Annotated in this window: 23 protein-coding genes and 1 pseudogene; 12 read left to right on the top strand and 12 right to left on the bottom strand. The window is 60.0% G+C overall.

What is annotated here, in order from left to right; all coding sequences use genetic code 11:
* Nucleotides 1–2: 2 nt before the first annotated feature.
* Entirely contained in the window at nt 3–2,168 is a 2,166-nt protein-coding gene (locus OB916_RS08290) for a type B DNA-directed DNA polymerase (RefSeq protein ID WP_315908824.1), read from the top strand.
* Between the two features lie 1,184 nt (nt 2,169–3,352).
* Nucleotides 3,353–4,630 (top strand): Cdc6/Cdc18 family protein, encoded by a 1,278-nt coding sequence (locus tag OB916_RS08295; protein ID WP_315908825.1) that lies wholly within the window; start codon nt 3,353–3,355, stop codon nt 4,628–4,630.
* 365 nt (nt 4,631–4,995) lie between these two features.
* On the opposite strand, the gene OB916_RS08300 is transcribed toward OB916_RS08295, so the two are convergent.
* From OB916_RS08300 to OB916_RS08315, 4 genes and pseudogenes are all read right to left on the bottom strand, one after another.
* The gene (locus tag OB916_RS08300) at nt 4,996–5,319 is read right to left on the bottom strand and encodes a hypothetical protein (RefSeq protein WP_315908826.1); all 324 of its coding nucleotides are present in this window, start codon (nt 5,317–5,319) and stop codon (nt 4,996–4,998) included.
* Nucleotides 5,320–5,384: 65 nt separating this feature from the next.
* On the bottom strand, nt 5,385–5,924 hold the full coding sequence (locus OB916_RS08305; RefSeq protein ID WP_315908827.1) for a hypothetical protein: 540 nt from the start codon (nt 5,922–5,924) through the stop codon (nt 5,385–5,387).
* 133 nt (nt 5,925–6,057) lie between these two features.
* Nucleotides 6,058–6,984, bottom strand: a pseudogene (locus OB916_RS08310) (DUF955 domain-containing protein).
* A gap of 491 nt (nt 6,985–7,475) precedes the next feature.
* On the bottom strand, nt 7,476–8,240 hold the full coding sequence (locus OB916_RS08315) for a pirin family protein (RefSeq protein WP_315908828.1): 765 nt from the start codon (nt 8,238–8,240) through the stop codon (nt 7,476–7,478).
* Nucleotides 8,241–8,427: 187 nt separating this feature from the next.
* Here OB916_RS08315 and OB916_RS08320 point away from each other — a divergent pair, with 187 nt between their 5' ends.
* The 5 genes from OB916_RS08320 to OB916_RS08340 all read left to right on the top strand — a co-directional run bounded on the left by OB916_RS08320 (nt 8,428) and on the right by OB916_RS08340 (nt 12,247).
* Entirely contained in the window at nt 8,428–9,147 is a 720-nt protein-coding gene (locus tag OB916_RS08320; RefSeq protein ID WP_315908829.1) for an SDR family NAD(P)-dependent oxidoreductase, read from the top strand.
* A gap of 89 nt (nt 9,148–9,236) precedes the next feature.
* Nucleotides 9,237–10,220 (top strand): glutathione S-transferase family protein, encoded by a 984-nt coding sequence (locus tag OB916_RS08325; RefSeq protein ID WP_315908830.1) that lies wholly within the window; start codon nt 9,237–9,239, stop codon nt 10,218–10,220.
* Between the two features lie 131 nt (nt 10,221–10,351).
* Nucleotides 10,352–11,035 (top strand): haloacid dehalogenase type II, encoded by a 684-nt coding sequence (locus OB916_RS08330; RefSeq protein ID WP_315908831.1) that lies wholly within the window; start codon nt 10,352–10,354, stop codon nt 11,033–11,035.
* 97 nt (nt 11,036–11,132) lie between these two features.
* Nucleotides 11,133–11,783: a HEAT repeat domain-containing protein gene (locus OB916_RS08335; RefSeq protein ID WP_315908832.1), complete on the top strand. Its 651-nt coding sequence runs from the start codon at nt 11,133–11,135 to the stop codon at nt 11,781–11,783.
* A 5-nt stretch (nt 11,784–11,788) separates the two neighbouring features.
* The gene (locus OB916_RS08340) at nt 11,789–12,247 is read left to right on the top strand and encodes a peroxiredoxin family protein (RefSeq protein WP_315908833.1); all 459 of its coding nucleotides are present in this window, start codon (nt 11,789–11,791) and stop codon (nt 12,245–12,247) included.
* 76 nt (nt 12,248–12,323) lie between these two features.
* On the opposite strand, the gene OB916_RS08345 is transcribed toward OB916_RS08340, so the two are convergent.
* The 3 genes from OB916_RS08345 to merA form a co-directional block, all read right to left on the bottom strand.
* Nucleotides 12,324–13,100 carry a DUF63 family protein gene (locus OB916_RS08345; RefSeq protein WP_315908834.1) on the bottom strand — a complete coding sequence of 259 codons (777 nt, stop codon included), beginning with the start codon at nt 13,098–13,100 and terminating at the stop codon, nt 12,324–12,326.
* Between the two features lie 60 nt (nt 13,101–13,160).
* On the bottom strand, nt 13,161–13,400 hold the full coding sequence (locus tag OB916_RS08350) for a glutathione S-transferase N-terminal domain-containing protein (protein WP_315908835.1): 240 nt from the start codon (nt 13,398–13,400) through the stop codon (nt 13,161–13,163).
* A gap of 133 nt (nt 13,401–13,533) precedes the next feature.
* Nucleotides 13,534–14,991 carry a mercury(II) reductase gene (gene merA / locus OB916_RS08355; RefSeq protein WP_315908836.1) on the bottom strand — a complete coding sequence of 486 codons (1,458 nt, stop codon included), beginning with the start codon at nt 14,989–14,991 and terminating at the stop codon, nt 13,534–13,536.
* 77 nt (nt 14,992–15,068) lie between these two features.
* Between merA and OB916_RS08360 the strand changes: the two genes are divergently transcribed.
* Both OB916_RS08360 and OB916_RS08365 read left to right on the top strand, forming a co-directional pair.
* Complete coding sequence (locus tag OB916_RS08360; RefSeq protein WP_315908837.1) at nt 15,069–15,416, top strand: winged helix-turn-helix transcriptional regulator; 348 nt, start codon at nt 15,069–15,071, stop codon at nt 15,414–15,416.
* A gap of 82 nt (nt 15,417–15,498) precedes the next feature.
* Nucleotides 15,499–15,759 (top strand): MarR family transcriptional regulator, encoded by a 261-nt coding sequence (locus tag OB916_RS08365; RefSeq protein WP_315908838.1) that lies wholly within the window; start codon nt 15,499–15,501, stop codon nt 15,757–15,759.
* Nucleotides 15,760–15,776: 17 nt separating this feature from the next.
* On the opposite strand, the gene OB916_RS08370 is transcribed toward OB916_RS08365, so the two are convergent.
* Genes OB916_RS08370 through OB916_RS08390 form a run of 5 tightly spaced genes read right to left on the bottom strand, consistent with a single transcriptional unit; the run spans nt 15,777 to nt 20,551 of the window.
* Nucleotides 15,777–16,562 carry a sulfite exporter TauE/SafE family protein gene (locus OB916_RS08370; protein ID WP_315908839.1) on the bottom strand — a complete coding sequence of 262 codons (786 nt, stop codon included), beginning with the start codon at nt 16,560–16,562 and terminating at the stop codon, nt 15,777–15,779.
* On the bottom strand, nt 16,559–17,827 hold the full coding sequence (locus tag OB916_RS08375) for a M20 family metallopeptidase (RefSeq protein ID WP_315908840.1): 1,269 nt from the start codon (nt 17,825–17,827) through the stop codon (nt 16,559–16,561). Before OB916_RS08375 ends, OB916_RS08370 begins: the two co-directional genes overlap by 4 nt.
* Before the next feature lie 17 nt (nt 17,828–17,844).
* Complete coding sequence (locus OB916_RS08380; protein WP_390884066.1) at nt 17,845–18,327, bottom strand: dihydrofolate reductase; 483 nt, start codon at nt 18,325–18,327, stop codon at nt 17,845–17,847.
* Nucleotides 18,328–18,379: 52 nt separating this feature from the next.
* Nucleotides 18,380–18,805, bottom strand: a complete 426-nt coding sequence (locus OB916_RS08385) for a hypothetical protein (RefSeq protein WP_315908842.1) — start codon at nt 18,803–18,805, stop codon at nt 18,380–18,382.
* A gap of 48 nt (nt 18,806–18,853) precedes the next feature.
* Nucleotides 18,854–20,551 (bottom strand): glutamate synthase-related protein, encoded by a 1,698-nt coding sequence (locus OB916_RS08390; protein WP_315908843.1) that lies wholly within the window; start codon nt 20,549–20,551, stop codon nt 18,854–18,856.
* Nucleotides 20,552–20,827: 276 nt separating this feature from the next.
* Between OB916_RS08390 and OB916_RS08395 the strand changes: the two genes are divergently transcribed.
* From OB916_RS08395 to OB916_RS08405, 3 genes are all read left to right on the top strand, one after another.
* Nucleotides 20,828–21,232, top strand: a complete 405-nt coding sequence (locus tag OB916_RS08395) for a hypothetical protein (protein ID WP_315908844.1) — start codon at nt 20,828–20,830, stop codon at nt 21,230–21,232.
* A gap of 55 nt (nt 21,233–21,287) precedes the next feature.
* The gene (locus OB916_RS08400) at nt 21,288–21,686 is read left to right on the top strand and encodes a hypothetical protein (RefSeq protein ID WP_315908845.1); all 399 of its coding nucleotides are present in this window, start codon (nt 21,288–21,290) and stop codon (nt 21,684–21,686) included.
* A gap of 78 nt (nt 21,687–21,764) precedes the next feature.
* The gene (locus OB916_RS08405; protein WP_315908846.1) at nt 21,765–23,297 is read left to right on the top strand and encodes a potassium channel family protein; all 1,533 of its coding nucleotides are present in this window, start codon (nt 21,765–21,767) and stop codon (nt 23,295–23,297) included.

Here is a 23,297-nt window from a genome sequence, read left to right on the forward strand (position 1 = left end):
CGATGCCGTTCAGTATCGACTTTCTGGACGACGGCCGCGTCTTGGAGTGGGAGGCAACTGCCGACGGCGCCGTCGCGACCGAGCGCAATGACTACACTCCGCGCTTCTACGTCGCCGCTCGCGACCCAGCGACCGACCTCGATCTCACGACCCTCCAGTCAGTGTACGACCAGCACCCGGACGTCGTCGCGACCGAGATGGTTACGCGACGTCCCGGCTTTCGACGAGACGGGGAACCAGTCCTCGCCGTCGACGTCGCCCATATCGACCGCGTCACTCCACTCGCTCGGCAAGCGCGCCAGCTGTCGGAATATCCAGTCGGGGATCTCGCCTGTTTCAACGTCGACTTCTCGCGAGAGTTCCGGTACTGTCTGGAGACCGGCGCCGATCCGACGCCGGCGAGCGAACTGTCGACGCTCCGGCTCAGCGTTCCGGTGACCGAAACGAGCAACGACGTCTATGGGCAGCTGTCCGTCGCCGGTGACGCCGTCACCGGCTCGCCGACGGATCTCCTGACCGCCGTCCAGGGGGCGCTCGAATCACACGATCCGGACGTCCTGATCTGCTCGACGAGCGAGATCGTCCCTACTCTGTACGAGATGGCGACGGACGCCGGCATCGACGATTTCTCGCTGAGTCGGTGGCCGGACGTCGACTACCAGCAGCTCGCGAGCCGGTCGACGTACTCGAGCTACGGTCGCGTCGGTCACTCGCCGGCGCGGTACAACGTGCCCGGCCGGGTGATTATCGACGAGTCGAACACGTTCTTCTACGGGGAGACGAACTTCGACGGCGTCCTCGACCTCGTGTCGCGCTCGAACAAGCCCGTCCAGGAGCTCGCGTGGGCGTCGATCGGGAACGTGCTCACGGCGATCCAGATCTGCGAGGCCCACGACCGCGGTGTCCTCGTTCCGTGGAACTCCTGGCGCCACGAGTTCTACAAGCCGATGGGGACGCTCCACGACGCCGACCGCGGCGGGTTCATCTTCGCGCCCGAGGTCGGCCTCCACGAGAACGTCCACGAACTCGACTTCTCCTCGTTGTACCCGAACATCATCTGTACCCGGAACGTCTCGCCGGACGTCATCCGGTGTGACTGCCACAGCGACCGCGAGGACGTCCCCGGCCTCGGGTACTCGATCTGCGACGAGCGGGGTTACCTCGTCGACGTGCTACAGCCGATCATCGACGCTCGCGACGAGATCAAGGCGGCCATCCGTCGCAAGAAGGAACGAGACGACCCCGACGAGGACCGGCTGGCAGAACTCGAGGGACGGTCGGGAGCGCTGAAGTGGATCCTCGTCGCCTGCTTCGGCTATCAAGGGTTCAGCAACGCGAAGTTCGGTCGCATCGAGTGCCACGAGGCAATCAACGCGTTCGCTCGCGAGATTCTCCTGACGGCGAAACAACGACTGGAAGCCGGCGGCTGGCGCGTCGTCCACGGTATCGTCGACTCGATCTGGGTGACCCCGCATCCCGACGTCGACGACGATGACCGCGAGGACCTCGAGACGCTCGCGACGGAGATTACGGAATGCGTCGAGATTCGGCTCGAACACGAAGCTCACTACGACTGGGTGGCGTTCGTGCCGCAGCGCGAGAGCGACGCCGGCGCGCTAACGAAGTATTTCGGGAAGGTTGCGGGCAACGACGATTTCAAGATCAGAGGCATCGAAGTCCGGCAGCGCTCGACCCCGCCGTTCATCGAGGCCGTCCAGCGGGACTGTCTCGGCCGGCTCGACGCGACTCGATCTCCGGACGCCGTACTCGACTGTCTCCAGGATGCTATCAAGCGCCTCCACGCTGGAACGGTGCCGGTCGAGCAGCTCGTCGAACGGAATCGTGTCTCCAAGCCGCTGGAGGGATATACGCAGAACACACAGAACGTGGCGGCGCTGAAGCGGGCTCGAGAGCAGGACCTCGCCGTCCACCCGGGACAGGACATCGAGTACGTAGTCCTCGACGAGGAGAAGAGCTCGCGAGAGCGAGTCGCGTTAGCCCACGAAGAGATAGAGTCGTACGATGCGTCGTACTACGAGGCGCAACTCGTCAGAGCTGTCGAGAGTGTGCTGGCACCGCTTGGCTGGGATCGGACGGAGATTCAACGCGAGATCGCGGAAACTCGGGAAACGGATTTGGCCGCCTTCACCGAGATTGAGAGAGGTTAACCAACACTATCGAGGTATCGGGAGATTTGTTGGTTAATGCTGAGTGGAGACACGGAAGGGAGCTGGAGAGAATACCTCACCCACACACCCCTCGTCCAGAGTGAAAACCAATCAGAGGTGTGGGGTGAGGTCCACGGGAAATAGGGGTTCTCGTGAGAGAAGATCAGCAAGAATCACGGAAAGACTGCTTGAGACGAGAGAACACGGAAGAAATGGAACAGCGAACACGAGCAGCGGTTCGAAACCATCTGGACGAATGCCGCCTTCGTCCTCCTTTGTGTGCTGAATGCACTTGGGGAGTGGTAAGGGGCAGGTAGTAATAAAACTTCTAGGTAATACTATGTAGATTGGTATGTTTAGAGGATCCTCGGCTGTGTGACGACTGCTGTTAGAGGGATACACATCTCATGCCTTGTGATTTCGGCACTTCCCTGCCAACTCGTCGTGTGGTTTCCGCCCGGTCAACCGAGGGACTCTCGTAGCGTTTCACTCTGGACGAGGGGTGTGGGGGTTCGATCCCGTCGTCAGTGTATTATGAGATGTTGAAGGAACAATCGTTATTCTGACTATTCGCTAACCAGCTAAGCGGCATCAAAGCCGAAATCGGGATTGGTATCTCTCGATCTTCCTCGTCAACCGGAATCAAGATCTCAATCCCGACAGTTCCGGTTGTACCCTGCTTTGCTTCGGTTGGAGATTTGGCCAGCGTCTTCACTCTTGACTGGGGGTGCCGACGAACGCTCGTCACCATCACTCGAGGTTTACTTTCCACCCCAGCTCGTCACACCGGCGTTTCACTCTGGACGAGGGGTGTCTGCCGTGCGTCAGACACCCAGTGCCGATGTGTCCTCTCATAGAGATGATTGATTACCCGGCTCGGGAGATACACTCTGGATGGGGGGTGTCGTCTCAACCAACTACGCTGCTCACCGGGTGGAGGGCTATTCACTCTTGACCAGGGGTGTGTCAAACCCGCTCCAGTCCGGCGTTTTCACTCTGGATTAGGGGTGCCGGTCTGCGACGGTAACGAACGCTTCGAATCCGATTTCACTCGGGACCGACTCGACCCTTTGTGAGGATGATACGGCAGCGACAAAACATCAGAAGACGACCATAGCCCGATTTACACTCTGGTCGAGGTAGCCAAATCATTAAGTAGGTCCCATCCGCGATGTCTGATATTGATGGCTGAGGAACCGTCCCAACTCTCTGACTTCGACGGCCGCTACGAGGATCCCGCTGACGATCCCCTCTTCGACTTTGATGAAGACGACCCCGACCGAGCCAACATTTTCGCTCGCAAGGAGCTGCTGAAGGTTGGTCACGTCCCTGAAAGCGGACGTATCGTCGGCAGAGATGGTGAGATCAAAGCCGTTGCTGCTGAACTCAGGCCGATCGTTCGTGGTGATCCGCCCAACAACGTGATTATTTACGGGAAAACGGGTACGGGGAAGTCACTGGTTGCCCGTCACGTCACCGAACGAGCTCGGCGAGCCGCGGAGTCGAACGGTGTGTCTGTCGGTACGGTCTACGTCGACTGCGCGCAGCATAACACACAGACACGCGTCGCGAGGACGGTGACTCGTTCACTCAACGAGACGGACGAGACTGACTTCGATATTCCGCGCGCAGGGATTGGCAGCGGTGAATACTACGACTATCTCTGGGAGATTCTGGATACTGCCTACGAGTCAGTCATCATCATCCTCGACGAGGTGGACCGACTCGATGACGATGATATTCTTATGCAGTTGTCGCGGGCCCGCGAATCGGGGAAAGCGGACTGCCACCTGGGCGTTATCGCAGTCAGTAACAAGATCGAGTATCGCGACCAGTTGAACGAGCGCGTCAAGTCCAGTCTTCGTGAGGAGGAGTTCGTCTTCCAACCATACGACGCGAATCAACTGCGCGAGATTATGAAGCACCGACGGGACGCGTTCCACGATGGCGCTCTCTCGGATGATGTGATCCCGCTGACCGCGGCACTAGCCGCCCAAGAACACGGTGACGCCAGAAAGGCAATCGAGATTCTTCGTCACGCCGGCGAACTAGCCGAGCGAGAAAACGTCGAGACGGTCGTCGAGGAACACGTTCGCGATGCCCAGGAGTGGGCCGAAATCGATCGGTTTGAGGAGCTGCTACGCGGGTCGACGACCCAGGTCAAATTCATCCTCTATTCTCTCGCGCTGCTCACCGAAGAGAATCCGAACGAGGATGGATTCTCTACCAACCAGATTTACGAACGGTATCAGGCGACGACAGAGAAGGCTGACGCGAAGACTCTCAGCGAGCACCGCGTCTACGAACTGTTGAAAGAGCAGGCGTTCCTCGGTGTCGTTGAATCTACTCGGACCGGTGGTGGTCGGGGTGAAGGCAGTTATCTTGAGCACCGGCTGGTGCAGGATACCGGTATCGTGCTGAAATCTGTCCTCCGGGACAGCCGGTTGGAAAACTTGGCCTAGCTCCCGGTTCGATCGCTCACCACACCCCTAGTCAAGAGTGTATCTCTCGATACGTCGGAAACATGGGGTAGGTGATCCGAGGTTACCTTCTATTCCGCAACTATCGACTTTGGCCAGGTGACGAAACGAAGGAAACGCGGGGGGTGTGGCCCCTTCGAAGTCAGCCGCACCCTCTCCACCTACATCCAGTTACGACGGAAACGTGGGGTGGGTATGTTCTCTACGAGTTTCACCTGTCTGGGCTGATCGGACCCATTCACACTGAGGGGTGTGGGGTGGGTTGAACCCATTCACACTCTGGGGGGTGTCGCCTGCTACGTGTTCAATGGTGCTGGAACAAACATTCAGCTATGGTTCTATCTCGTCTACTCGTCGGGACTGACGGGACCTTTGTACTGGGAACGGATCTTCTCTCCTTCTCGCCACTGCCAGTAGTAGTAGCGGTTGTCATTGATTTCCTTGATCGTGATCGTCGCCTTCGACGGGACGTCATCGGGAAGGTCCTCTGGTCGCTCTTCGACCTCCTCATCCTCATCGTTTTCAGCTAGCCGTGCCTCCCGCTCGCGATGTTCGGCAAGTTCCTCGGCGAATCGAGCGACTTGTCGGAGTACCTCCGGGGATTGCTCATCGAGCTTCGAAACGATGTCAGCTGGGACTTCTCGAGGTGGATCTGGTGGAGAATAGGACATAGGTCACGACTCTATTAACCAACGTTGTGGGCCGATATCTTAGAACTGTTGGTTAATTCTCCCGTCTACTCAATCGAGAACTCCTCGATAACCCCCACCGTAGTTTGGAGTTTCTGCCGTTCCTCCACGCGTTCTTCGATCTCTTGCTCCAGCTTACGAACTTCCGCTGAAAGCTGTTCGATCACGTCCGTCGTTTCCGGGAGACGGCCATCAGGACGAGGGGCGTTCCCTCCCCGAATTTCGAGATCGGCTCGCCGTAGATGCTTACACCCACCGCTTGGATTCCGCTTCGTGAAATCTGGACACGTACACGTCTTACTCGCAATGTCGACCTCGTAGATGTTCCCTGACTCCGATTGCACCTCGTAGATTCCTCCCTTCTGGAGTAGCGAGACGTCCATCTCTTCGGTTCGAGCTCGCTTTGTGCGAGGCTCGAGTTCCTCCTGAGACGGGTCTTCGCCAATGGTGGGTTGTTGGATAGCTTCAGTAGGTGTCGAAGCTGCAGGAGTCGATGCTACAACTCCACCATCAGGAGAGTACACCCGCTCTTCGTGTTCTGTTTCGTCTTCGTTCCGTGTCTCGACGTCGTCAGTTCGTTCAGTCATGATTTCGGCTGAATCGACGTGACGAGTTCGCGCACGCCGTCGCCCTTCGACGGTGTGAAAAACCGTTTCCAACGCACCCGGAACTTCACTCGATTAGTTTCGACTGTGAGAGTTCCAGAGTTTGTCTGAATCGTTACTCCACGAGTGATCCAATGATCTCCTGAGCGGTGGAACTGATTCGACCGAGGCGCTCTTGAATTGCTTTTGAGTCATCGCCCTGTCACGCAGCGAGATAAAACGCAGATCTGCTCGTGTCGAGTCCGAAAAATCGACCGACAATGTACGCGACAGCTTCTGCTTCGACTTCTCGTTTTGCCCGCTCGGGTTCCTCCCCGATCTCGAAGTGGAGCAACGCGTGGGCGTACTCGTGGATCAGCGTGACAGCGAGATCTGCCTGGTTCGCTCGGGCTTTCGCTTCGACAACTGGGTTGAGGTCGTGTAGGCTCCGGTGCTTACAGACTCCCTTCGCGTCGCCATGCTCCCACTCGTCAGCATCGACGATGCGTACCGACACACCAAGTTCATCAGCTACTCCTTTGAGCGCTGGCACCAGGTCGTCGGCGTCGCCCATCGCTGCCGTCTCCAGTTCAGGAAGCGGTTCTCCGTCGGTCTGGGAAACGTCGAAGACTGGTGCTGGTTTGAACCCGACGAGGCCTTTCGACCACTCATCCGACGACGTCTCGTTGTACTCACAGCCGATTTTCTCGTGGTAGCTGGGCGAATTCTCACACTCGGGACATCGCTTGGTGATGATTGGAGCCCAGATCCAGATGGCCTGTTCGCCTTCCTGGACGTGCCGATCGAAGTCGTTCCGCCACGTGTTGTAGCCTGCGACCTTCGTTGCCTCTGGATGCTGGAGCTTGATCAGGAGCGTATTTCGGTGCGAATAGTCGTGGAAGCGACTCTGGACGTCTAACCACTCCTGGAACTCCTCACTTGCTTGTGCATCGTCGACGCGGTCGACGAGGTCGTCGATCCACGCTTCGATGGTACTGTGCATCTCGTCGTGTCGGGTATCGGTCTCCTCGAACGAGACCGACGAATCACTACTCGTAGCCATGGTTTTCAGGACTTGAATTATCGCAACTGCGCCGATTCAGATCGCGCCGCACCCCTTGGGGGCGCAAAAAACACGTCTCAACGACCCCGATTTAATACAGGGCGGCTATCTGTGAATGGTGTTAATAACCGCGCGTACATCGGGGAAGCCAGGATGAGACTCTTGAGTACACTCCGCAGGGCTGTCGAGGGAGAAACATCGACCCTGTGGGAATGCCGAAACTGTGGGGAGACACTCTCAGAGGACGCCGATGAGTGTCCAAGCTGCGGTGTCGAGGATATCGCCTGCTACGAGTTCTGATCAGCGAAGATCGGCCTTCTCATCAGCGAAGCCGACCGTGACGAGGTACTCGAATTACGCGTCGAACTGGTGGACGTTGCTGGGCACGTCAATCGCGAGCTGCCGCATCCATTCGATAGCCCACTAGAACGCGGGATCAGTGCCACCCTTATAAGGAAAAATCCGTCATCGGTGGCCGGCCTCCCGAGGGCTTAGCGGCCGATTGTGCCTTGGCGCGTGATCGGTGCGTCAGGGTTGATAGTAAACGCGACGACCGTGGCGTCCTCGGCTGCAGTGACGGCCACGTCGTCGTCGCCGATCACGAGTGCGCTCTCGGTGTACCTGACTAGCTCATCACCGACCTCAACTGCGCCGTCGAAGACGTACAGGTAGGTGTGCCAGCCCGGTCGCGACGGGAGCGTGGTCGTGGCGCCGGCGTCGAGGCGGCAGTCGTAGAAGTCGACGTCGTTGCGGACGTACAGTGGGGCGTCAGTTCCTTCGGGGCCGAAGAGGTGCCGCCACTCGTTCGCAACGGAATCGGGAATCGACTCGTGTTGGATGTCCGGGTCGAGATCGAGGCTGTGAGGGCGGACGAAGATCTGGAGCATCCGCAGTGGTGGATCACCGGCGAGCGTCTCCTCGGCGTGCCAGAAGCCGCTGCCAGCATTCATCACCATCAGGTGGCTGGGGTCGGTGACGAGTTCGTTGCCTTGGCGGTCATCGTGGCGCATCACGCCGTCAGGGACCCACGAGATAATCTCCTCGTTGCGGTGCTGGTGCATCCGGATGAGCGTGCCCGGGTCCATGAACGACTCGACGACGGTTGCGAGCGGGCCGTAGCCGTGGTCGTCGTAGTGGGGGACTGCCCGTCCGGGGAAGTTGAAATGGATTCGGAACTTGCCCTGATTCTGCGAGATGTCCGTTCGCGGCGCCGTGTGGATGCGAGGGTACGTCTGTGCCGAGGGCGAATCGTCCATTACCAATTCGTAGTTTCTCAGCCGCTATATGGGTTCTGCGCGAGGTCCTCGATGTAGTACTCTCGGTGAGACGGTGTAGGTTCGTTTCCAACCTTCACCATCTGTATTGTATAGATACCAGTCCTCGCTGTCGTTGAGTAGACGGCTGTCACCACGGCTTTGGTGAACCCGACTCATAGATAGCTGTATGTCTCGCACTGCAGTCATAGCTGGTGTCGGTCCGGGACTCGGCGAATCGCTCGCACGAAAATTCGCAGTCGAGGGCTGCCAGGTAGCACTCTTTGCTCGGTCGGAGGACTACCTCGAGGAGCTCGCGGACGATCTTCCAGATTCTGGTGAGGGCCTTGCTGTCCAGACTGACCTCACCGACGTAGATCAAATCCGGGATGGGTTTGAGGCGGTTCGCGAGATGTTCGGCCCGGTCGACATCCTCGTTAATCACGCCAGTGCCGCCTCCTGGAAGGGACTCATGGACGTGGATGTTGAGGAATTCGAACGGGCGTGGGCGGTCAATGGGCGAGGTGCGTTCGTCTGCTCGCAGGAAGCCGTTGGCGATATGCTCGAGACGGGCGGTGGGACGGTCATCTTCACGGGTGCAACCTCTGCCGTCCGGAGTCTTGGTGGGGCGATCGGATTCACGGCCGCGAAGTTCGCCGCCCGCGGGATGGCGATGGATATCGCCCAGGAGTTTGGCCCCGAAGGAGTTCACGTCGCGCACGTCGTCATCGACGGGCAGATCGACGCACCGGGCGTTCGTGACCGATTCCCCGACCGCGAGGATGAGACCTTCCTCGACCCCGACGAGATGGCCGAGACCTACTGGCACCTCGTCGAACAGGATGACGTCAGTACACAGCCGTTCGAGGTCCACATCACGAACGGCCCGCAGAACTCCGAGTTCATCTGACTGAGATGGGAACGGAGCCACCCATCGGTTGTGTTGGTTGAGCACGACTGGGCGGCAGGATTGTATGCGAGAAGCCCCTCCACAGTCATATGGGTCGGAATATGCTCGTCGACGGGGACTGGAAGACGGATATCGGACCGTATACTGACGAGAGTGGCGCATTCGATCGGGCTGAAACCTCGTTCCGTGATTGGATCCAGGACGCCCCGGATACCAAATTTCAGCCGGCGGCCGGGCGGTACCACCTCTACATCGCGCGGAACTGTCCCTGGGCACACGGTGCCGCGCTCACGCGCCGCCTCGCTGGGCTGACCGATGTCGTCTCGATGGACATCGTTGACCCGTGGCGGGAGGACGAGGGCTGGGAGTTCACCCCCGAAAAAGACGGCTGTACTCCCGACACAGTCAACGGCTGTGAATACCTCCGGGACGTGTACGTCGCGGCCGACCCCGAGTACACCGGTCGAGTGACCGTGCCAGTTCTCTGGGACCGAGAGCACGAGACTATCGTCAACAACGAATCCATCGAGATCATGCGGATGTTCGCCACCGAGTTCGACGACTACGGCGACGAGGGCCGTGAGCTGTATCCCGAGGGCTATCGCGACGAGATCGACCGGATCATCGATTCAATCTACGATTCGATCAACAACGGCGTCTATCGGGCCGGCTTCGCGGAGTCACAGGAGGCATACGACGAGGCCGTCACCGACGTCTTCGACGCGCTGGACCACTGGGATGAGGTCCTCGGCAATCAACGCTACCTCGCCGGCGACCGGTTGACGCTTGCCGACGTACGTATGTTCCCGACGCTCATCCGATTCGACGAGTGCTATCATACGGCGTTCAAGTGCAACCGACAGTACATCCACCAGTACGACAACCTCTGGCCGTACCTGCGAGACCTCTACCAGACGCCAGGGTTCGCCGAGACGGTGCGGATGGAGCACATCAAAGACGACGGCTACTACCAGGGGGAAATTACGCCGATCGGGCCGGGACTCGATTACGAACAACCCCACGACCGCGATCAACTTTCAACTCCCGACGAAACCACGGCCCGACCGTCGTAGCCACGGCTCCGGTCATATTTCGAACGCGTATCGTTTGGCGGCTATCGCTCCTAGTTCCTCGAACGGTTGAGCGCGACCACCACTGTCTCTTTCCGGAGTGTTATGCTATTGACTCACAGTGTAGGTGTTACATGGGATTCGACCCCGATCAGGTCTCGACGGTCACCTTCGACTCGTATAGTACACTCGTAGACGTTGATGCCGCAGAGAAGGCACTCGCCGCGCGTGTCGACGATCCGCAACCGGTCTCGAAACTCTGGCGTGCGCGCTCACTCGAATACACATTCGTCGCCAATGCTATCGGTGGGTACCAGCCGTTCTATGAAATGAATCGGGACGCGCTCCAGTACGCGCTTGATGTATATGGTGTGGACATCTCCACGTCGGAGCGCGATGAGATCCTCGCTGTATACCACGAACTCGATGTGTTCGACGACGTCAGGGACGGCATCGAGCGGCTCCGTGACGGTGGATACGACTGCTACGTCGTGTCGAACGGGAATCCGGAGATGTTAGAGTCGATGGTTGACCACGCCGAGATCAGCGATATCATCGAAGACACGATCAGCGCTGATGAGGTCCGGACGTTCAAACCCGCCGCAGAGATTTATCGACACGCGGCCGCACGCACCGGCACGCCGATCGACGGAATCGTCCATGTGACTGCTGGTTGGTTCGACGTTATGGGTGCTCAACACGCCGGAATGCAGGCCGCCTGGGTGGATCGCAAATCAACACCGTGGGAGCCTTTCGGTCCCGACCCCGATCTCACAATCCAGACCTTCTACGAGCTGGCTGAGACGCTCGGCGTTTGATTGCACTGAGTGATCAACCCCGCTTCGCCGGCATCTCTGTGGCTGTCTCGGTCTCCCTGTCGCGTATCCTTTTCTGGGCCGGCCGCCTCGTGGGTGTATGAACGATACCGAAGCGAGCTCCTCCGATGGACTGTCCGTAGAGGCGGTACTCGACCGTGTCCGGACACACACATTCCACCCTGTTGATGAGACAAGCTTCACAGTCGATCGGACGCTCGAAGAGCACGGTATCGCTGATCTCGACGACGACGATTGGCGAGTCCGACTGCTCGCCGTCCGCGACCTCGTTCGGCTCGGGGACGCTAAAACGTCTGAAATCGCCGTCGGTCTTGAGGACGACGACGTACAGGTACGCTACGTCTGTGCAACGGCGCTGGGAATCCTACGATCCCAGAGCGAGGTGGAGTCGCTCGAACGGGTGGTCCGCGAAGATCCGGACGCACTGGCACGATCGCAGGCGATCGTCGCGTTGGGGCAAATCGGTGCCACCCAGTCGATGGACTTGCTACGTGACCGGCACGCGAACGACGACTTGAAAGACGTCCGTCATCAAGCCGAACTTTCGGTCGACCGCATCAAAAAGGGCGAAGTCGCAGAACCCGAGCTGGAGGCAGCGTACCGAAATCTCGACGAGGATACGTTCGAACAGCTGACTGTCGGTGAGGCTGCGCCGTCACTCGTACTGCCGGATACTGACGGACATGGGACCTCGCGGATTCGATCGGAGACAACGAGTGGACGGTCCTAATCTGGGTGTTCGCCGACTGGTGTCCGGTCTGTCACCGCGAGTTCGACGAACTGCTCGAGCTTCGCGAGGAACTACAGGAGGCAGATATCAACGTGGCGACGATCGAGTGTCACGGTCAGTATCGCGGCCGCGTGATGGTCAGTCGGGAGCTTGAGCCGGAGTACTGGTTCGCCGAGGAGTCGTTTATTGAGTCGTATGCCGAGGAGATTTGGTGGCCACACCTTCTCGATCGTGCAGGGGCTGTTGGCGCGAAATACGGCGTCGATCCGATGGCTTACGCCGTCCACGCCGAGTATATCAATCGACCTGCGACGATCATTCTCGATCCGACTGGGACTGTTCGATTCGCCTATTATGGGACGTTCTGGGGGGATCGTCCGTCTATCGAGGAGACCCTGGGGATGATCCGGTCTGAGGAGTTCGAGTTCGAGCATCCGGAACGACGACAGGTGGTGTCCGAGTGACTACCCACGCTAGCGGAGCGTGCAAAACCATCTTATCGTGACGACTTACGGTAGAGCGAGACCGGATGCGAATCGTTTAGGAAATCGCAAGCGCGAATAGTGTGAGATTGTGGATGGCAGGAACGAGGCCAGCACCAGCTGCCACCACAAGCAGCGCGACGGTCTCTCGGCCAGCCGGGTTCATGCCGGGGTCAAGCGCTCTCAGGATGAGCAGGGCAACCGCGACTTTCACGAATAAAAAGAGGACGACACCGGATACACCAGCTCCCTCCCCCATCTGAATGAGTGCGGCAGAGATCGGATTTCGTTCGGTCGTCCCGAGTTTCTCGAGCCCGATGCCTGTTGTCGTCGCATCGAGGACGTGTGCAAAGAGTACCCAAGCACCGAGCCAGCTGTGGGTGGCTCGATGTCCACTCGGGACTGTCCGCAGGACGAGCAGGGTGACTCCGACCGCTAGTACGACCGCCACACCGTTCCAAACGAGAACGCGCGGCTGGGGTGTTCCCATCGTGAGGACAGTCCCTCCCCCGACGACCAGGGCCATGAGGACGCCAGTCCCGGCAGTCCATCGCGAGCGCTGCTGGATTTCGACGAGGTCAAAGATGACCCACAGACCAGCGACGAGCGCCCCAACGACGAGGTACACCGTTGGACTCTGGAGGAAACCCGCGGGAAGTCCCGAAACGGACGTTGAGCGACCGACAGCAACCGCAATACCGATGACGGCGAACCACGGAAGCGTCGCTCCAATCTCCGCTGTTGTCACAGCGACTCTTCGGCGATGAAGAACCCACGCTACCCCAGCGACCAAGACGCCGGTAACGGCCAACGCGATACTCGTCTCGTTCAACACGGAGATGGCAGGTTACTGCGTTCAGAGAGTTCTACTGATTGATGGGTTCCAGTACCCACGTCAGGCGTACGTGTTCTCGAGGTGAGCGACGATGTCATCGCTCTCGGCCATGCCCTCGATTCCGTGTTCCGGATCGACGAGAACCGGAACACCGGATTGACCACTCACCGATTTCACTTCGGACCGGAGGAACCGGAACGGAGGAACATTGTGGGTCTCGTATTCAAGCTCAAGCTCGTCGAGCTTGCGCTCCGCCTTCGCACAGTACGGACAACCGGGGAGCCGATAGAGTTCCAGCATCGAATCTCAATCGAGAGGAGGTGGAGCTATATTAAAACCTCGTCGCGGATCCGGAATGCAGTCGCACAAGCGTCGACACAGCCCACTTGCCCGAAGGAAGGAGGCCGAACTCCAGAAGGTTTGCTTCCGGGCATCACTCGATACAACAGCTCATTTTCGACGTGTCCCTCCGGAACGCCTGACAAGCTTGTTTGAACGCCTCGCTGAACGTCGGGAAGGGGTGGACGGTGTCGATGATGTCGTCGACGGTCAGCCCGAACTTCACCGCCAGCGTCGCTTCCATAATCATGTCGGCGGCACGGGGACCGACCATGTGGACCCCGACGATCTCGTCGGTCTCGTGATGCTTGACGACCTGGACAAGGCCATCCGTGTTCTTGACGGCTTTTGCCCGTGGGACATCCTCCATCTGGATAGTCCGACAGGAACAGGTCCCGTGTTCGTCCATATATTCGAGTTCGGTCGTCCCGACGGCTGCGACCTCCGGGCTGGTGAAGACGACTGCTGGGACCGCATCGTAGTCGATGCTGACGCCCTCGTCGCCGAAGGCGTTCTTGACGCCGTGATTCCCTTCTTTGGCGGCGACCGTCTCTAGTTCGGGCTCACCGATCACGTCGCCGGCAGCGTACACGTCGGGATTGGTCGTCTGGAAGTGCTCGTCGACGTGGACAGTCCCGTCGTCGTTCGTCTCGACACCCACCGTTTCGAGTCCGATGCCCCCGCTGTTTGGCTGGACGCCAGTTGCGACGAACAGTGCGTCACCGGTGACTGTCCGCTTGGTGCCGTCGTCGTCTGTCTCGACGGCGACGCCCGACTGGACTGCTTCGGTCCCACCGTCGGCTGCTGGCGTTCGCACGCGCTGGAAATCGTTGCCGGTGACCACGTCGATCCCCTCGTCTTCGAATGCGCGCTGTATCTCTCGTCCGAGCTGGCCTTCCATCGCCGAGAGCACGCGCTCAGAGCGCTGGAGAATGGTGATGTCGACACCGACTCGGTGGAGGATCTGACCCCATTCAAGCGCGATGTAACCGCCACCGATGATGACGATGTTCTCGGGGAGATTGCGTTCCTCGAGAATGGTTTCGCTCGTGTAGTAGTCGACATCGTCCAGCCCGTCGATGGGTGGTGCCCAGGGTGAACTCCCCGTCGCGACTAGCGTTTTCTTGCCGGTGATCTGGGTCCTCTCGTCGGGGCCGTCGACGATCTCGATGGTCGTGTCGTCAATCAGTTGGCCGTAGCCCTCGTAGATATCCGTCTCGAAGTGCTCGGCGACGTCGACGTAGTTCTCCTGCCGGAACCGCTCGACTAGAGCGTCGGTGCCGTCGAGTGCCTTCGCCCAGTCGACTGTCGGCTCGTCGTCGCTGTACCTGACCGCCTCGAACGGATTCTCCTGCGGAGCGGCAGCACTCTCGCCGACAGCGAGGAGGTGTTTGCTCGGGACACAGCCGACGTTCACGCACGTCCCGCCGATTGGGAGTCCTGTATTCACCATTGCTGTCGAAAGCCCTCGTCCACTCGCTTCCGTGATGGCAGCAAAGGCAGCGGCTCCGCCGCCGAGAATCACGAGATCATACGAATTGTGCTCCTCCATCTCGTCACAAGTTTAGAACGCGAAGTAATTGTACTGTGGAGTCCAAAGCTATGGAGTAGGTCGGAGGCCACGAAGCTATGGCAGATTCAACATCATCACCCGCCCCTACGTGCGATGTCGACGGAACGTGCTACTGTCCGCTGACCGGTGTCATCGACACGCTCAGCCAGAAATATGCGATGCAGTTGATTAGCATCATTGGCGCTCACGAGTCACTCCGGTTTGGGGCGATCGAGAAGCACCTCTCGAGCGCCAGTACCTCGACCATCTCGAAACGGCTCGATGAATTCGAGGAGGCCGGACTGGTCTCTCGGACTCAGTATAACGAGATTCCACCCCGTGTCGAATACTCGCTGACCGACGACGGGGGCGAGGTGAGAACTCGGCTCGAACCCCTCTTGGAGTGGGCCTCGACGGACGAGTGATCGATGACCAACGAACGGTTGTGTAACCGCGTTGCATCTCCGGTAGTCGGTTAAGATGATTCCATCCCATTCTCTGATATTGATGCCAGACCAGTCGTCTTTGTCCACTCAAGCACCTTCGACTGCCCTCCACGACCTCCCGCCGAGTGCAAAACTCGTCGCGAAAACACTCGAATATGTGGGCGATAGTACGCAGTCGGAGCTCGCCGACTCGACACTTCTTCCAGCGCGAACCGTTCGCTATGCACTCACCCAACTCGAAGAGAACGGGCTCGTCAAGTCGCGTATCTCGTTTATGGATGCCAGGCAGCGTATCTATTCGCTTGAAGCGGATCTGGACTGAAATACTGACATCGCTATTCACAGTATTCCGGCGCCGCCGCCTACCAGACGGATTCCAACCACGGTAAGCAGTCCCAGCACGACGAGTCTGCGAGAGCGCTCGCTGGCGGTGATTCGAAGGCGCTTCCCGACTGCGACTCCGATGACGGCCGGGATGGCAGCGGCGACGGAGGCGAACAGAACAATTCCGCTCGGATATAGCCCGAACAGCCCCGCCACACCAACGCGGATTCCGTTGAGTCCCAGGAATACGAGCGCGACGATGCCGACGAATAATCCGTGTGAGAGGTCGAAGCTCCGAAGATACGCGATGAGCTGTACACCGACGTTCGTCCCGCCGAACAACAGTCCCGAAATGCCGCCGACACCGAGCATCCCAACTCGCGTTTGAGCGAACGTACCGATCCCACCTGACGACCACTCTGGGAGGGGGATCCGTCGCTGAGCGGTCGCGACGAAGCCGAGCGTCAATACTCCGAGGCCGACACGCAGGGGGCCGGTCGGAATACTACTGAGGACGGCCATCCCGACAACTGTGCCGACCAGTGCTGCACCAATGAGTGGTCCAAACCGTCGACTACAGGTTCGAAGCTCTTCCCGGGAGAGATCACGTACCAGCGAAAGATTCACCGCGAGAATGGGGATAATCATGAACACGACTGCCGTCGCCGGATCGATCACTGTTGCAAGCGCCATTGTTCCGACGAGGGCGAATCCGAAGCCAGCCAGTCCATTCGTCGTTCCGGCGATCAGAATAACGAGCGTCATCAGCGCAACTGTCGTCCCCCCGATAGCTGCAATCATCCGTCAGTACTCGTGAATTGCTCGTAGAGGACTGGGAGTGTTCCGTAGCTGATAGCGTTTCGAACCAGGGCCTCGGTCGTTGTGTATTCATCAGTTCCGTGCGCTGTCTGGGTTCCGAAGCCGAACTCGACCGTTGGAATCCCCTCGTGCCGAAGCACTTTGGCGTCACCGCCACCGGTACCGCTCCGCCGGTAGACTTGGTCGTCGACGACGTGGTCGGCTGCTCGCGCGCTCGCTTCGACGATCGGACTCCCGAGCGGCTCGTACGACCCACGGGTCCACGAGATATCGGTGATCTCGATGCCGTCCATCCCGGCCAAGCAGTTCCGGATCCCACTGAGCGCGTCTCTGGTGTCGACACCGGCCGTCAATCGAATATCGACTCTCGCGCATGCCGAGGCCGGGACCGTGTTGATCGCCGTTCCACCCTCGATGATGCCGAGATTGATCGTCGGATACCGGTACAAGGTGCGGGTGGCCTCAGCTCCGGCTTCCGGTTCGTAGAAGTCGACGGACTCCCCGATGATCTCGTCCATCGCTGAATCGACCGAGAGTTCCCGTTGCCCGAACTCGTTTCGTAACTGCTCGACTGCCGTAGTCAGGCGATCGATCGCGTTCTCCCCGATCATCGGTCGCGAGCCGTGGGCAGCCGTCCCGGACGCTTCGAGCGTGAGCCAGATGTTCCCGCGATCGGCCACCGAGATGGAGTATCGTCCGTTCCGGGAGGTAGTTTCACCCACGACACAGGCGTCGGGGTCGAACTCTGTCGTCTCTAACAGCGTCGTGAGGCCGGCGTCACCGCCTGTCTCCTCGTCGCTCACGAACGCGAACTGGAGTGTCACTGGCGGCTCCGTCTCGGTCCGAGCGTACGCGAGTGCGACCTGCAACATCGCGGCGACAGCCCCTTTCATATCGGTCGTCCCGCGTCCGTAGAGGCGTTCGCCGTCTCGCTCCCCGAGCGGTTCGTACGACCAATCGCCCTCGTCGAACGGAACGGTATCGAGATGGCCGTTGAAACACAGCGTGCGGTCGGTCTGTCCGGGAAGCGTGGCGATGAGATTCGGCTTTTCAGGGTCGACTTCAAAACGCTCGACGGACAACGCCGATTCCTCGAGCGTGGTTTCGACCCATTCGACGATATCGACAGTTCGTCCGGGTGGGTTCTGGGTGTCGTATCCGACGATGGTCTCGGTGAACTCGAACAGTTCCGTACGATTCTCGGAGAGGTATTCGGCAACGGCCGCGGGCAGATCGGACGTATCCATCGTTGGTATCCGGAGTGTTAGCTTTGTTCTCGAACCCACTCTTCGAGGGTGAACTCGTCATAGGGGGTGCGGTCCACGAGGGTCCAGTCATTGGTCTCCCAGTCCGGAAAATACGTGTCCCCGTCGTACTCGCCGGGAATCCGGCTGAGTATCATTCGGTCGATAGCCGGCTGGAAGAGGTCGTAGATGCCCGCTCCGCCGATGACATAGGCATGGTCGCTCCCGAGCGATTCGACTGTCGCGATCGCATCGTCGATGCCCGACACATGGTGCGCCGATTCGACATCGAACGCCGATTCCGACCGGCTCAACACGATTTGTGCGGTCCCCGGGAGGTCGTCACGCATTGAGTCGAACGTGACTCGCCCGAGGATTACGGGTGAATCCGCGATCCGATCTCTGTACTGTTGCTTGTCGGCTGGGATGCTCGGCCACGGGATCTCGCCGTCCCGGCCGATAACGCCGTTCTCTGCCACTGCAGCCACTGTAATGAGTTCTATATCCATGTTCAATCGGTGGTGACTCCGCGTATTTCCGGTAGGTTTGCCTCTATCACGACCGCTTGGCGTCCGATCTGTCTTGGCGGACTGCTGGGTGAACAGCAAGCACTACGATCGCTCCGGCGGTTGCGAGGTTCAGATAGATCGTCGGCCGATCGAAGCCGGCAGCCACCTCCACGAGTACCCAGATTAGCATTGCAACGGCGACGCCGACGCTCGAAGTCCACCCCCATCGGCGTCGCGTGTAGAGCGCGTAGCACACGACTGCCGGGACGAGTCCGAACACCACGAAGAGGATGATGCCTGGGACCAGGAAGTCCCCGAACGGCGTCCTGTCGAGTGGAACCGACGAGAGTCCGACAATCTCTCCGGAGGGGGCCATCAGCAATGCCACACCGCCGATTACGGCACGGACCGCCAGCTGGCCAAGCACCGCCAGCAGTACCCACAGGATAGCTGGACGGCCACCCACTCGCATTATTTGATTTCTGTTCATGCCGGGAATTCAAGCGTTTGGACGTCGGTCTCACGGTTCCGTAACCCCCGCATATTCGACGCCGGTCAGGTCGGCGATATCTTTTTTCCAGGTCGTTAGATCACGACACTCGAACCCGGAGAGACTGTCGTGTCCACAAGCACGAGCCATCACCTTCATCAGTTCGACTGTCGCTTCGAAGAAGTTCTGTAGACCGTCGGCAGCCGAGTCGATGACGAGACGGTTTCTGAGGTCTTCCCGCTGGGTAGCGATCCCAACGGGACAATTGTTCGAGTCACAGGCTCGCATCCCGAGACAGCCGATTGCTTGCATCGCCGAGTTCGCGACGGCGACGCCGTCCGCTCCGAGCGCCATCGCCTTGATGAAATCCGACTCCGTCCGGAGGCCACCCGTCGCGATGAGCGTCACGTCCGACCGGTTGCGTCCGTCTAAGTGGCGACGTGCCCGGGCAAGAGCGGCCATCGTCGGGACCGAGATATTGTTTTTGAATACGTCTGGTGCCGCGCCAGTACCACCCCCGCGCCCGTCGAGGATGAGATAGTCGGCACCAGCATCCAGCGCGAAGTCAATATCCTCCTCGACATGCTGGGCGGAGAGTTTGAACCCGATCGGGATGCCACCACCGACGTCGCGCACCCGGTCGGCCATCTCGGCGAAATCCTTGGGCGTTTCCAAATCTTGGAAGCGCGAGGGACTCACGGCGTCCGTTCCCGGTTCGAGATCGCGGACCTCGGCGATTCGTCCCTGTACTTTTTCGCCGGGGAGGTGGCCGCCGGTCCCCGTTTTTGCACCCTGTCCGGCTTTGAAGTGGAACGCCTGGACCCGTTCGACGAGGTCGATGTCCCAGCCGAATTTCCCTGTCGCGTACTCGTAGAAGTACCGGGAGTTCGCTTCCTGCTCCTCGGGTAACATGCCGCCTTCACCGGAACAGATGCCCGTACCTGCCTGGTCTGCGCCTTTCGAGATTGCGATCTTCGCTTCCTCACTGAGCGCGCCAAAGCTCATGTCGCTCACGAAGATCGGGATATCGAGGTGCAGTGGGTTCTCTGCGTTCGGACCGATCACCAGCCCCGTATCGACGGCTGCCTCGTCGTCGAGCGGCGTCCGGGCGAGCTGGGCAGTCAGGATCTGCAGGTCGTCCCAGGACGGGAGCTCTGAGCGCGGAACGCCCATCGCCGAAACGTCCCCGTGTTCACCGATTCCCTCGGGTCCCTTCTGGGCGAGGCTCTGGATGTAGTGTGTGTACGGCTCTTTGTCGTAATCGGGCTCGCCGTAGAACTCGGGGTCGACCGAGCCGCCGTCGATGTCGTCGGTAGCTCCCTGCATTGCCCCGTCGTCGCCGTCTCCAGCTTCGGGCGGATCGTACGGCTGTGGATTCTCTTCCGCCCAGGCCGTAACTTCTGACGCGTCGACGAAGACGGCGTCCTCCTCCTTGTCGACCCACGCTGTGAATTTCTCGAGAACTTCCGAGTTGTCATACTCGCTGACGCCCGTATCGTACCGATAATCCCAGCCGTGGACGCCGCAGATGAGGTTGTGTCCCTCGACGTGGCCGTCACCGAGGAGTACCCCGCGATGCAGACAGCGGCCATACAGAACCGACACCTCGTCGCCGTACCGAATGACGACGAGATCGATGCCCTCGACGCGGGCATGCGTCGGCTCTCGGTCGGGGAGGTCACTCCAGACGGCGACCTGTTCTGCTGCCTGCTCGTCGGAGTGACTCATCGGTTCCACACTCTGTTCGTCCGAGTCCGGATTGACTGTCCGATCCGCTGCACGGCCCGTGTTCGGGACCGGTGTCTGTCGGTTGCGTCGGACGGATTTGTTCGATTTCGATGCACAATCACGTCACCCCGTGAGATCGGTAGTCGGGCTATTGACGGCATATTGTCTCTGGTCGCGCTGACGTTTCATCCGGAAGTATTAGAACGTCCATGTGTCCGTGTAAGCGAGTTCCACGGCCGCGGTGCTCCTATCTATTAGGGGGGTGAATGAGGGTGTATGGCATCCGATTACCCGGACCGTCAACCAATCGACGAGATAGAATCGACCGTCGGCTCGATCAAGAAGATGCTCATGGTCGGTGCCGTCTTCGCCGCCGTAGGATACCTGCTGGTCGGCGCGGCACTGTTCTTCGAGCTGACCGAGTTCCACCCGCTACTGGAGAACTTCTTCAGCACGTACACCGACACGAGCCTCGCCGGCGGGAGCGGCGGGACCCGCGGCGCCGCGGTCAACGGCGCACTCGCTTCGATCCACAAGTGGCCCTCGACGCTGCTGTGGCTCAAACTCGGCGGCATCGGCCACATCCTCCTGGGCATCTTCATCGCTTTGGTGGCCATCGTCCGCGCGCTGAGCCTCATGCCCCACCGGCTGAGCTACGCGATGGAGCGCGCCCAGGAGTAACTCGAGAGACACAGACCGGAGCAACTACTCCGTCCCCGTTGAGGGTTATCACTGTATGGACACAAACGAAATCGGCGGCGCTGCACTCGTGGCCGGATTCCTGGTGGTCCTCTTCGTACTCTACCGGGACCCGGTGAGTGGGTTGGACGCCGCGACTAATGGAGTCGCGACAGTCGTCTACTTCGTCGTGCTCCCGGCCGCCGGCGTGCTCGCCGGCGTGTACGCCTACACTGATGGCCCCTACAGCGTCGTGCCGCTGTTTCTCCTCGGAAGCTACCTCGGGGTGTTCGGCCTCGCACTGACGCTCGGGAGCGTCTTGGGCCCGGATCCAATCGGGCTCCCCCTGGGATTCGGAATCGTCCTCCTGTCGCTCTCGCTGGTGGTGCTGGTGGCGAGCGTCCTGCGGTCGACTGCGTCCGTTCGACTCGACTTCCTTCAGTCCCCCTCCCGCTGACATGGATATGAACGATACACCGCCCCGACGACGGGCTCCTCCGAACACGCGTCGAGGCTGGCACGCGAGGGGAGTAACGTGACCTGCTGTACCGTTCGGTACACCGTGGACGGATCGGAGCGACGCTGTCCGCGGTCGGTGGCCGCCGACCACGACCGGTGCGTGTTCCACCTCACGCCCGAGGAGCGCGTGGCGGCGGACATCACCTCGTCGACGTTGCGGTCGGCATTCCTCGCGGACGTCGACGCGGACGACCCTGCTCGTCGAGAGTACGTCGACATCCAGCTCGACGAACTGGATCTCTCCGCGCTCGTCGTCGACGGGAGCGATGTCGGGCGTATTATATTCTGTGACGTCACAGTCGACGGGAGGCTCGATCTGTCCGGGGCGGTCGTTCGACACCCGGTCCACATCAGAGACTGTCACATATCGCACCTGGACACCACTACGGCGACCTTCGAGATGGACGTCACAATCGACGACACAGTGTTCGGGACGGCGTCAGAACCATTGACCTGTCTTCGGTCTCGCCGTGGGTCGTTTGAACGCAGTTTTCAGATCAGCAATGTCCGGTTCGACGGCAGCGTGGAGTTCGCTGCCTGCGACGTGGCTGGATGGCTAGGTTTCGACGACGTCACTGTCGCCGGCTCGGCACACTTTCCCAACCTCACCTTTGGAACTGTGCAGTTCGTGTCCACGACGTTCGAGGAGGGTGCCGAGTTCGTCGGTGCGGACGGCACCCGTGCGATATTCGAAGGCGTCTGTCTCGACGATGCCGACGGGACGCTCGATCTCTCGGAAGGGACGTTCGACCTGCTTCGTGTCCGTCCCAGCAGCGACCTGACGTGCCATCTCCAAGACGCGACCGTCTCAGCAGGACGGCTCGACCAACCGGAGGATGCTGTCGCCTGCTACGACCTTACAGATGTCACCCTCGGTGACGTGGATCTCGACTGCGAACCGGACACCTTCGACCGATACCGATTCTACCGAACGCGGTTCGACGGGTTCCCCTTCGCGTCCTACCGTGAGGTGTTGCGTTCGAACCGCTGGCGGCTCCACGAGTACGTCGGGACCCCCGCGGCGGCGGATAGCATTGAGGGACTGGAACACACATATCTCGAAGGAAAACAGGGGGCGACGGGGACGGGCGACAGCGAGACAGCGTCGATGTTCTTTGTCCGCGAGTTGCGATACCGTCGCCGGCGCTACGCCGCCCACGCCCGGGCTTCCGAGCACTCACTGACACATCGCGCGGACGCGGCGCTGCGCTGGGCCACGAACGGATTTCTCGATCTGGTCGCCGGCTACGGCGAGCGACCACAGCGGACGCTTGCACTTGCGCTGGGGGTCATCGTGAGCAGCGCACTCTTGTACCCGGCAGTCGGCGGACTCGTTGCGGGCGAGGAGGTGGTGCGCTACGGCACTCACGGTCTGCTCGCCGCGTTCGATGGGCTCTACTTCAGCGTCGTGACGTTCGCGACACTCGGACTCGGGGACGTCCATCCGGCTGGCGATGCCGGCCGTTTCGTAGCTGCATCGGAGGGACTCGCGGGCGCGTTTCTGACTGCCGTCTTCGTCTTCTCGCTCGGCCGCCGCGTGACGAGGTAA

It is taken from the genome of Halapricum hydrolyticum (assembly GCF_025517535.1).
In the GTDB taxonomy this organism is placed as follows: domain Archaea; phylum Halobacteriota; class Halobacteria; order Halobacteriales; family Haloarculaceae; genus Halapricum; species Halapricum hydrolyticum.

Bases quoted from the DNA above. Each gene is read 5' to 3' on its own strand.
- OB916_RS08305 (WP_315908827.1), bottom strand. From the start codon at position 5,924: ATGACTGAACGAACTGACGACGTCGAGACACGGAACGAAGACGAAACA.
- OB916_RS08390 (WP_315908843.1), bottom strand. From the start codon at position 20,551: ATGAGTCACTCCGACGAGCAGGCAGCAGAACAGGTCGCCGTCTGGAGT.
- OB916_RS08300 (WP_315908826.1), bottom strand. From the start codon at position 5,319: ATGTCCTATTCTCCACCAGATCCACCTCGAGAAGTCCCAGCTGACATC.
- OB916_RS08335 (WP_315908832.1), top strand. From the start codon at position 11,133: ATGAACGATACCGAAGCGAGCTCCTCCGATGGACTGTCCGTAGAGGCG.
- OB916_RS08320 (WP_315908829.1), top strand. From the start codon at position 8,428: ATGTCTCGCACTGCAGTCATAGCTGGTGTCGGTCCGGGACTCGGCGAA.
- OB916_RS08400 (WP_315908845.1), top strand. From the start codon at position 21,288: ATGGACACAAACGAAATCGGCGGCGCTGCACTCGTGGCCGGATTCCTG.
- OB916_RS08295 (WP_315908825.1), top strand. From the start codon at position 3,353: ATGGCTGAGGAACCGTCCCAACTCTCTGACTTCGACGGCCGCTACGAG.
- OB916_RS08325 (WP_315908830.1), top strand. From the start codon at position 9,237: ATGGGTCGGAATATGCTCGTCGACGGGGACTGGAAGACGGATATCGGA.
- merA (WP_315908836.1), bottom strand. From the start codon at position 14,991: ATGGAGGAGCACAATTCGTATGATCTCGTGATTCTCGGCGGCGGAGCC.
- OB916_RS08330 (WP_315908831.1), top strand. From the start codon at position 10,352: ATGGGATTCGACCCCGATCAGGTCTCGACGGTCACCTTCGACTCGTAT.
- OB916_RS08385 (WP_315908842.1), bottom strand. From the start codon at position 18,805: ATGCGAGTGGGTGGCCGTCCAGCTATCCTGTGGGTACTGCTGGCGGTG.
- OB916_RS08315 (WP_315908828.1), bottom strand. From the start codon at position 8,240: ATGGACGATTCGCCCTCGGCACAGACGTACCCTCGCATCCACACGGCG.
- OB916_RS08375 (WP_315908840.1), bottom strand. From the start codon at position 17,827: ATGGATACGTCCGATCTGCCCGCGGCCGTTGCCGAATACCTCTCCGAG.
- OB916_RS08290 (WP_315908824.1), top strand. From the start codon at position 3: ATGCCGTTCAGTATCGACTTTCTGGACGACGGCCGCGTCTTGGAGTGG.
- OB916_RS08370 (WP_315908839.1), bottom strand. From the start codon at position 16,562: ATGATTGCAGCTATCGGGGGGACGACAGTTGCGCTGATGACGCTCGTT.
- OB916_RS08395 (WP_315908844.1), top strand. From the start codon at position 20,828: ATGGCATCCGATTACCCGGACCGTCAACCAATCGACGAGATAGAATCG.
- OB916_RS08365 (WP_315908838.1), top strand. From the start codon at position 15,499: ATGCCAGACCAGTCGTCTTTGTCCACTCAAGCACCTTCGACTGCCCTC.
- OB916_RS08350 (WP_315908835.1), bottom strand. From the start codon at position 13,400: ATGCTGGAACTCTATCGGCTCCCCGGTTGTCCGTACTGTGCGAAGGCG.
- OB916_RS08360 (WP_315908837.1), top strand. From the start codon at position 15,069: ATGGCAGATTCAACATCATCACCCGCCCCTACGTGCGATGTCGACGGA.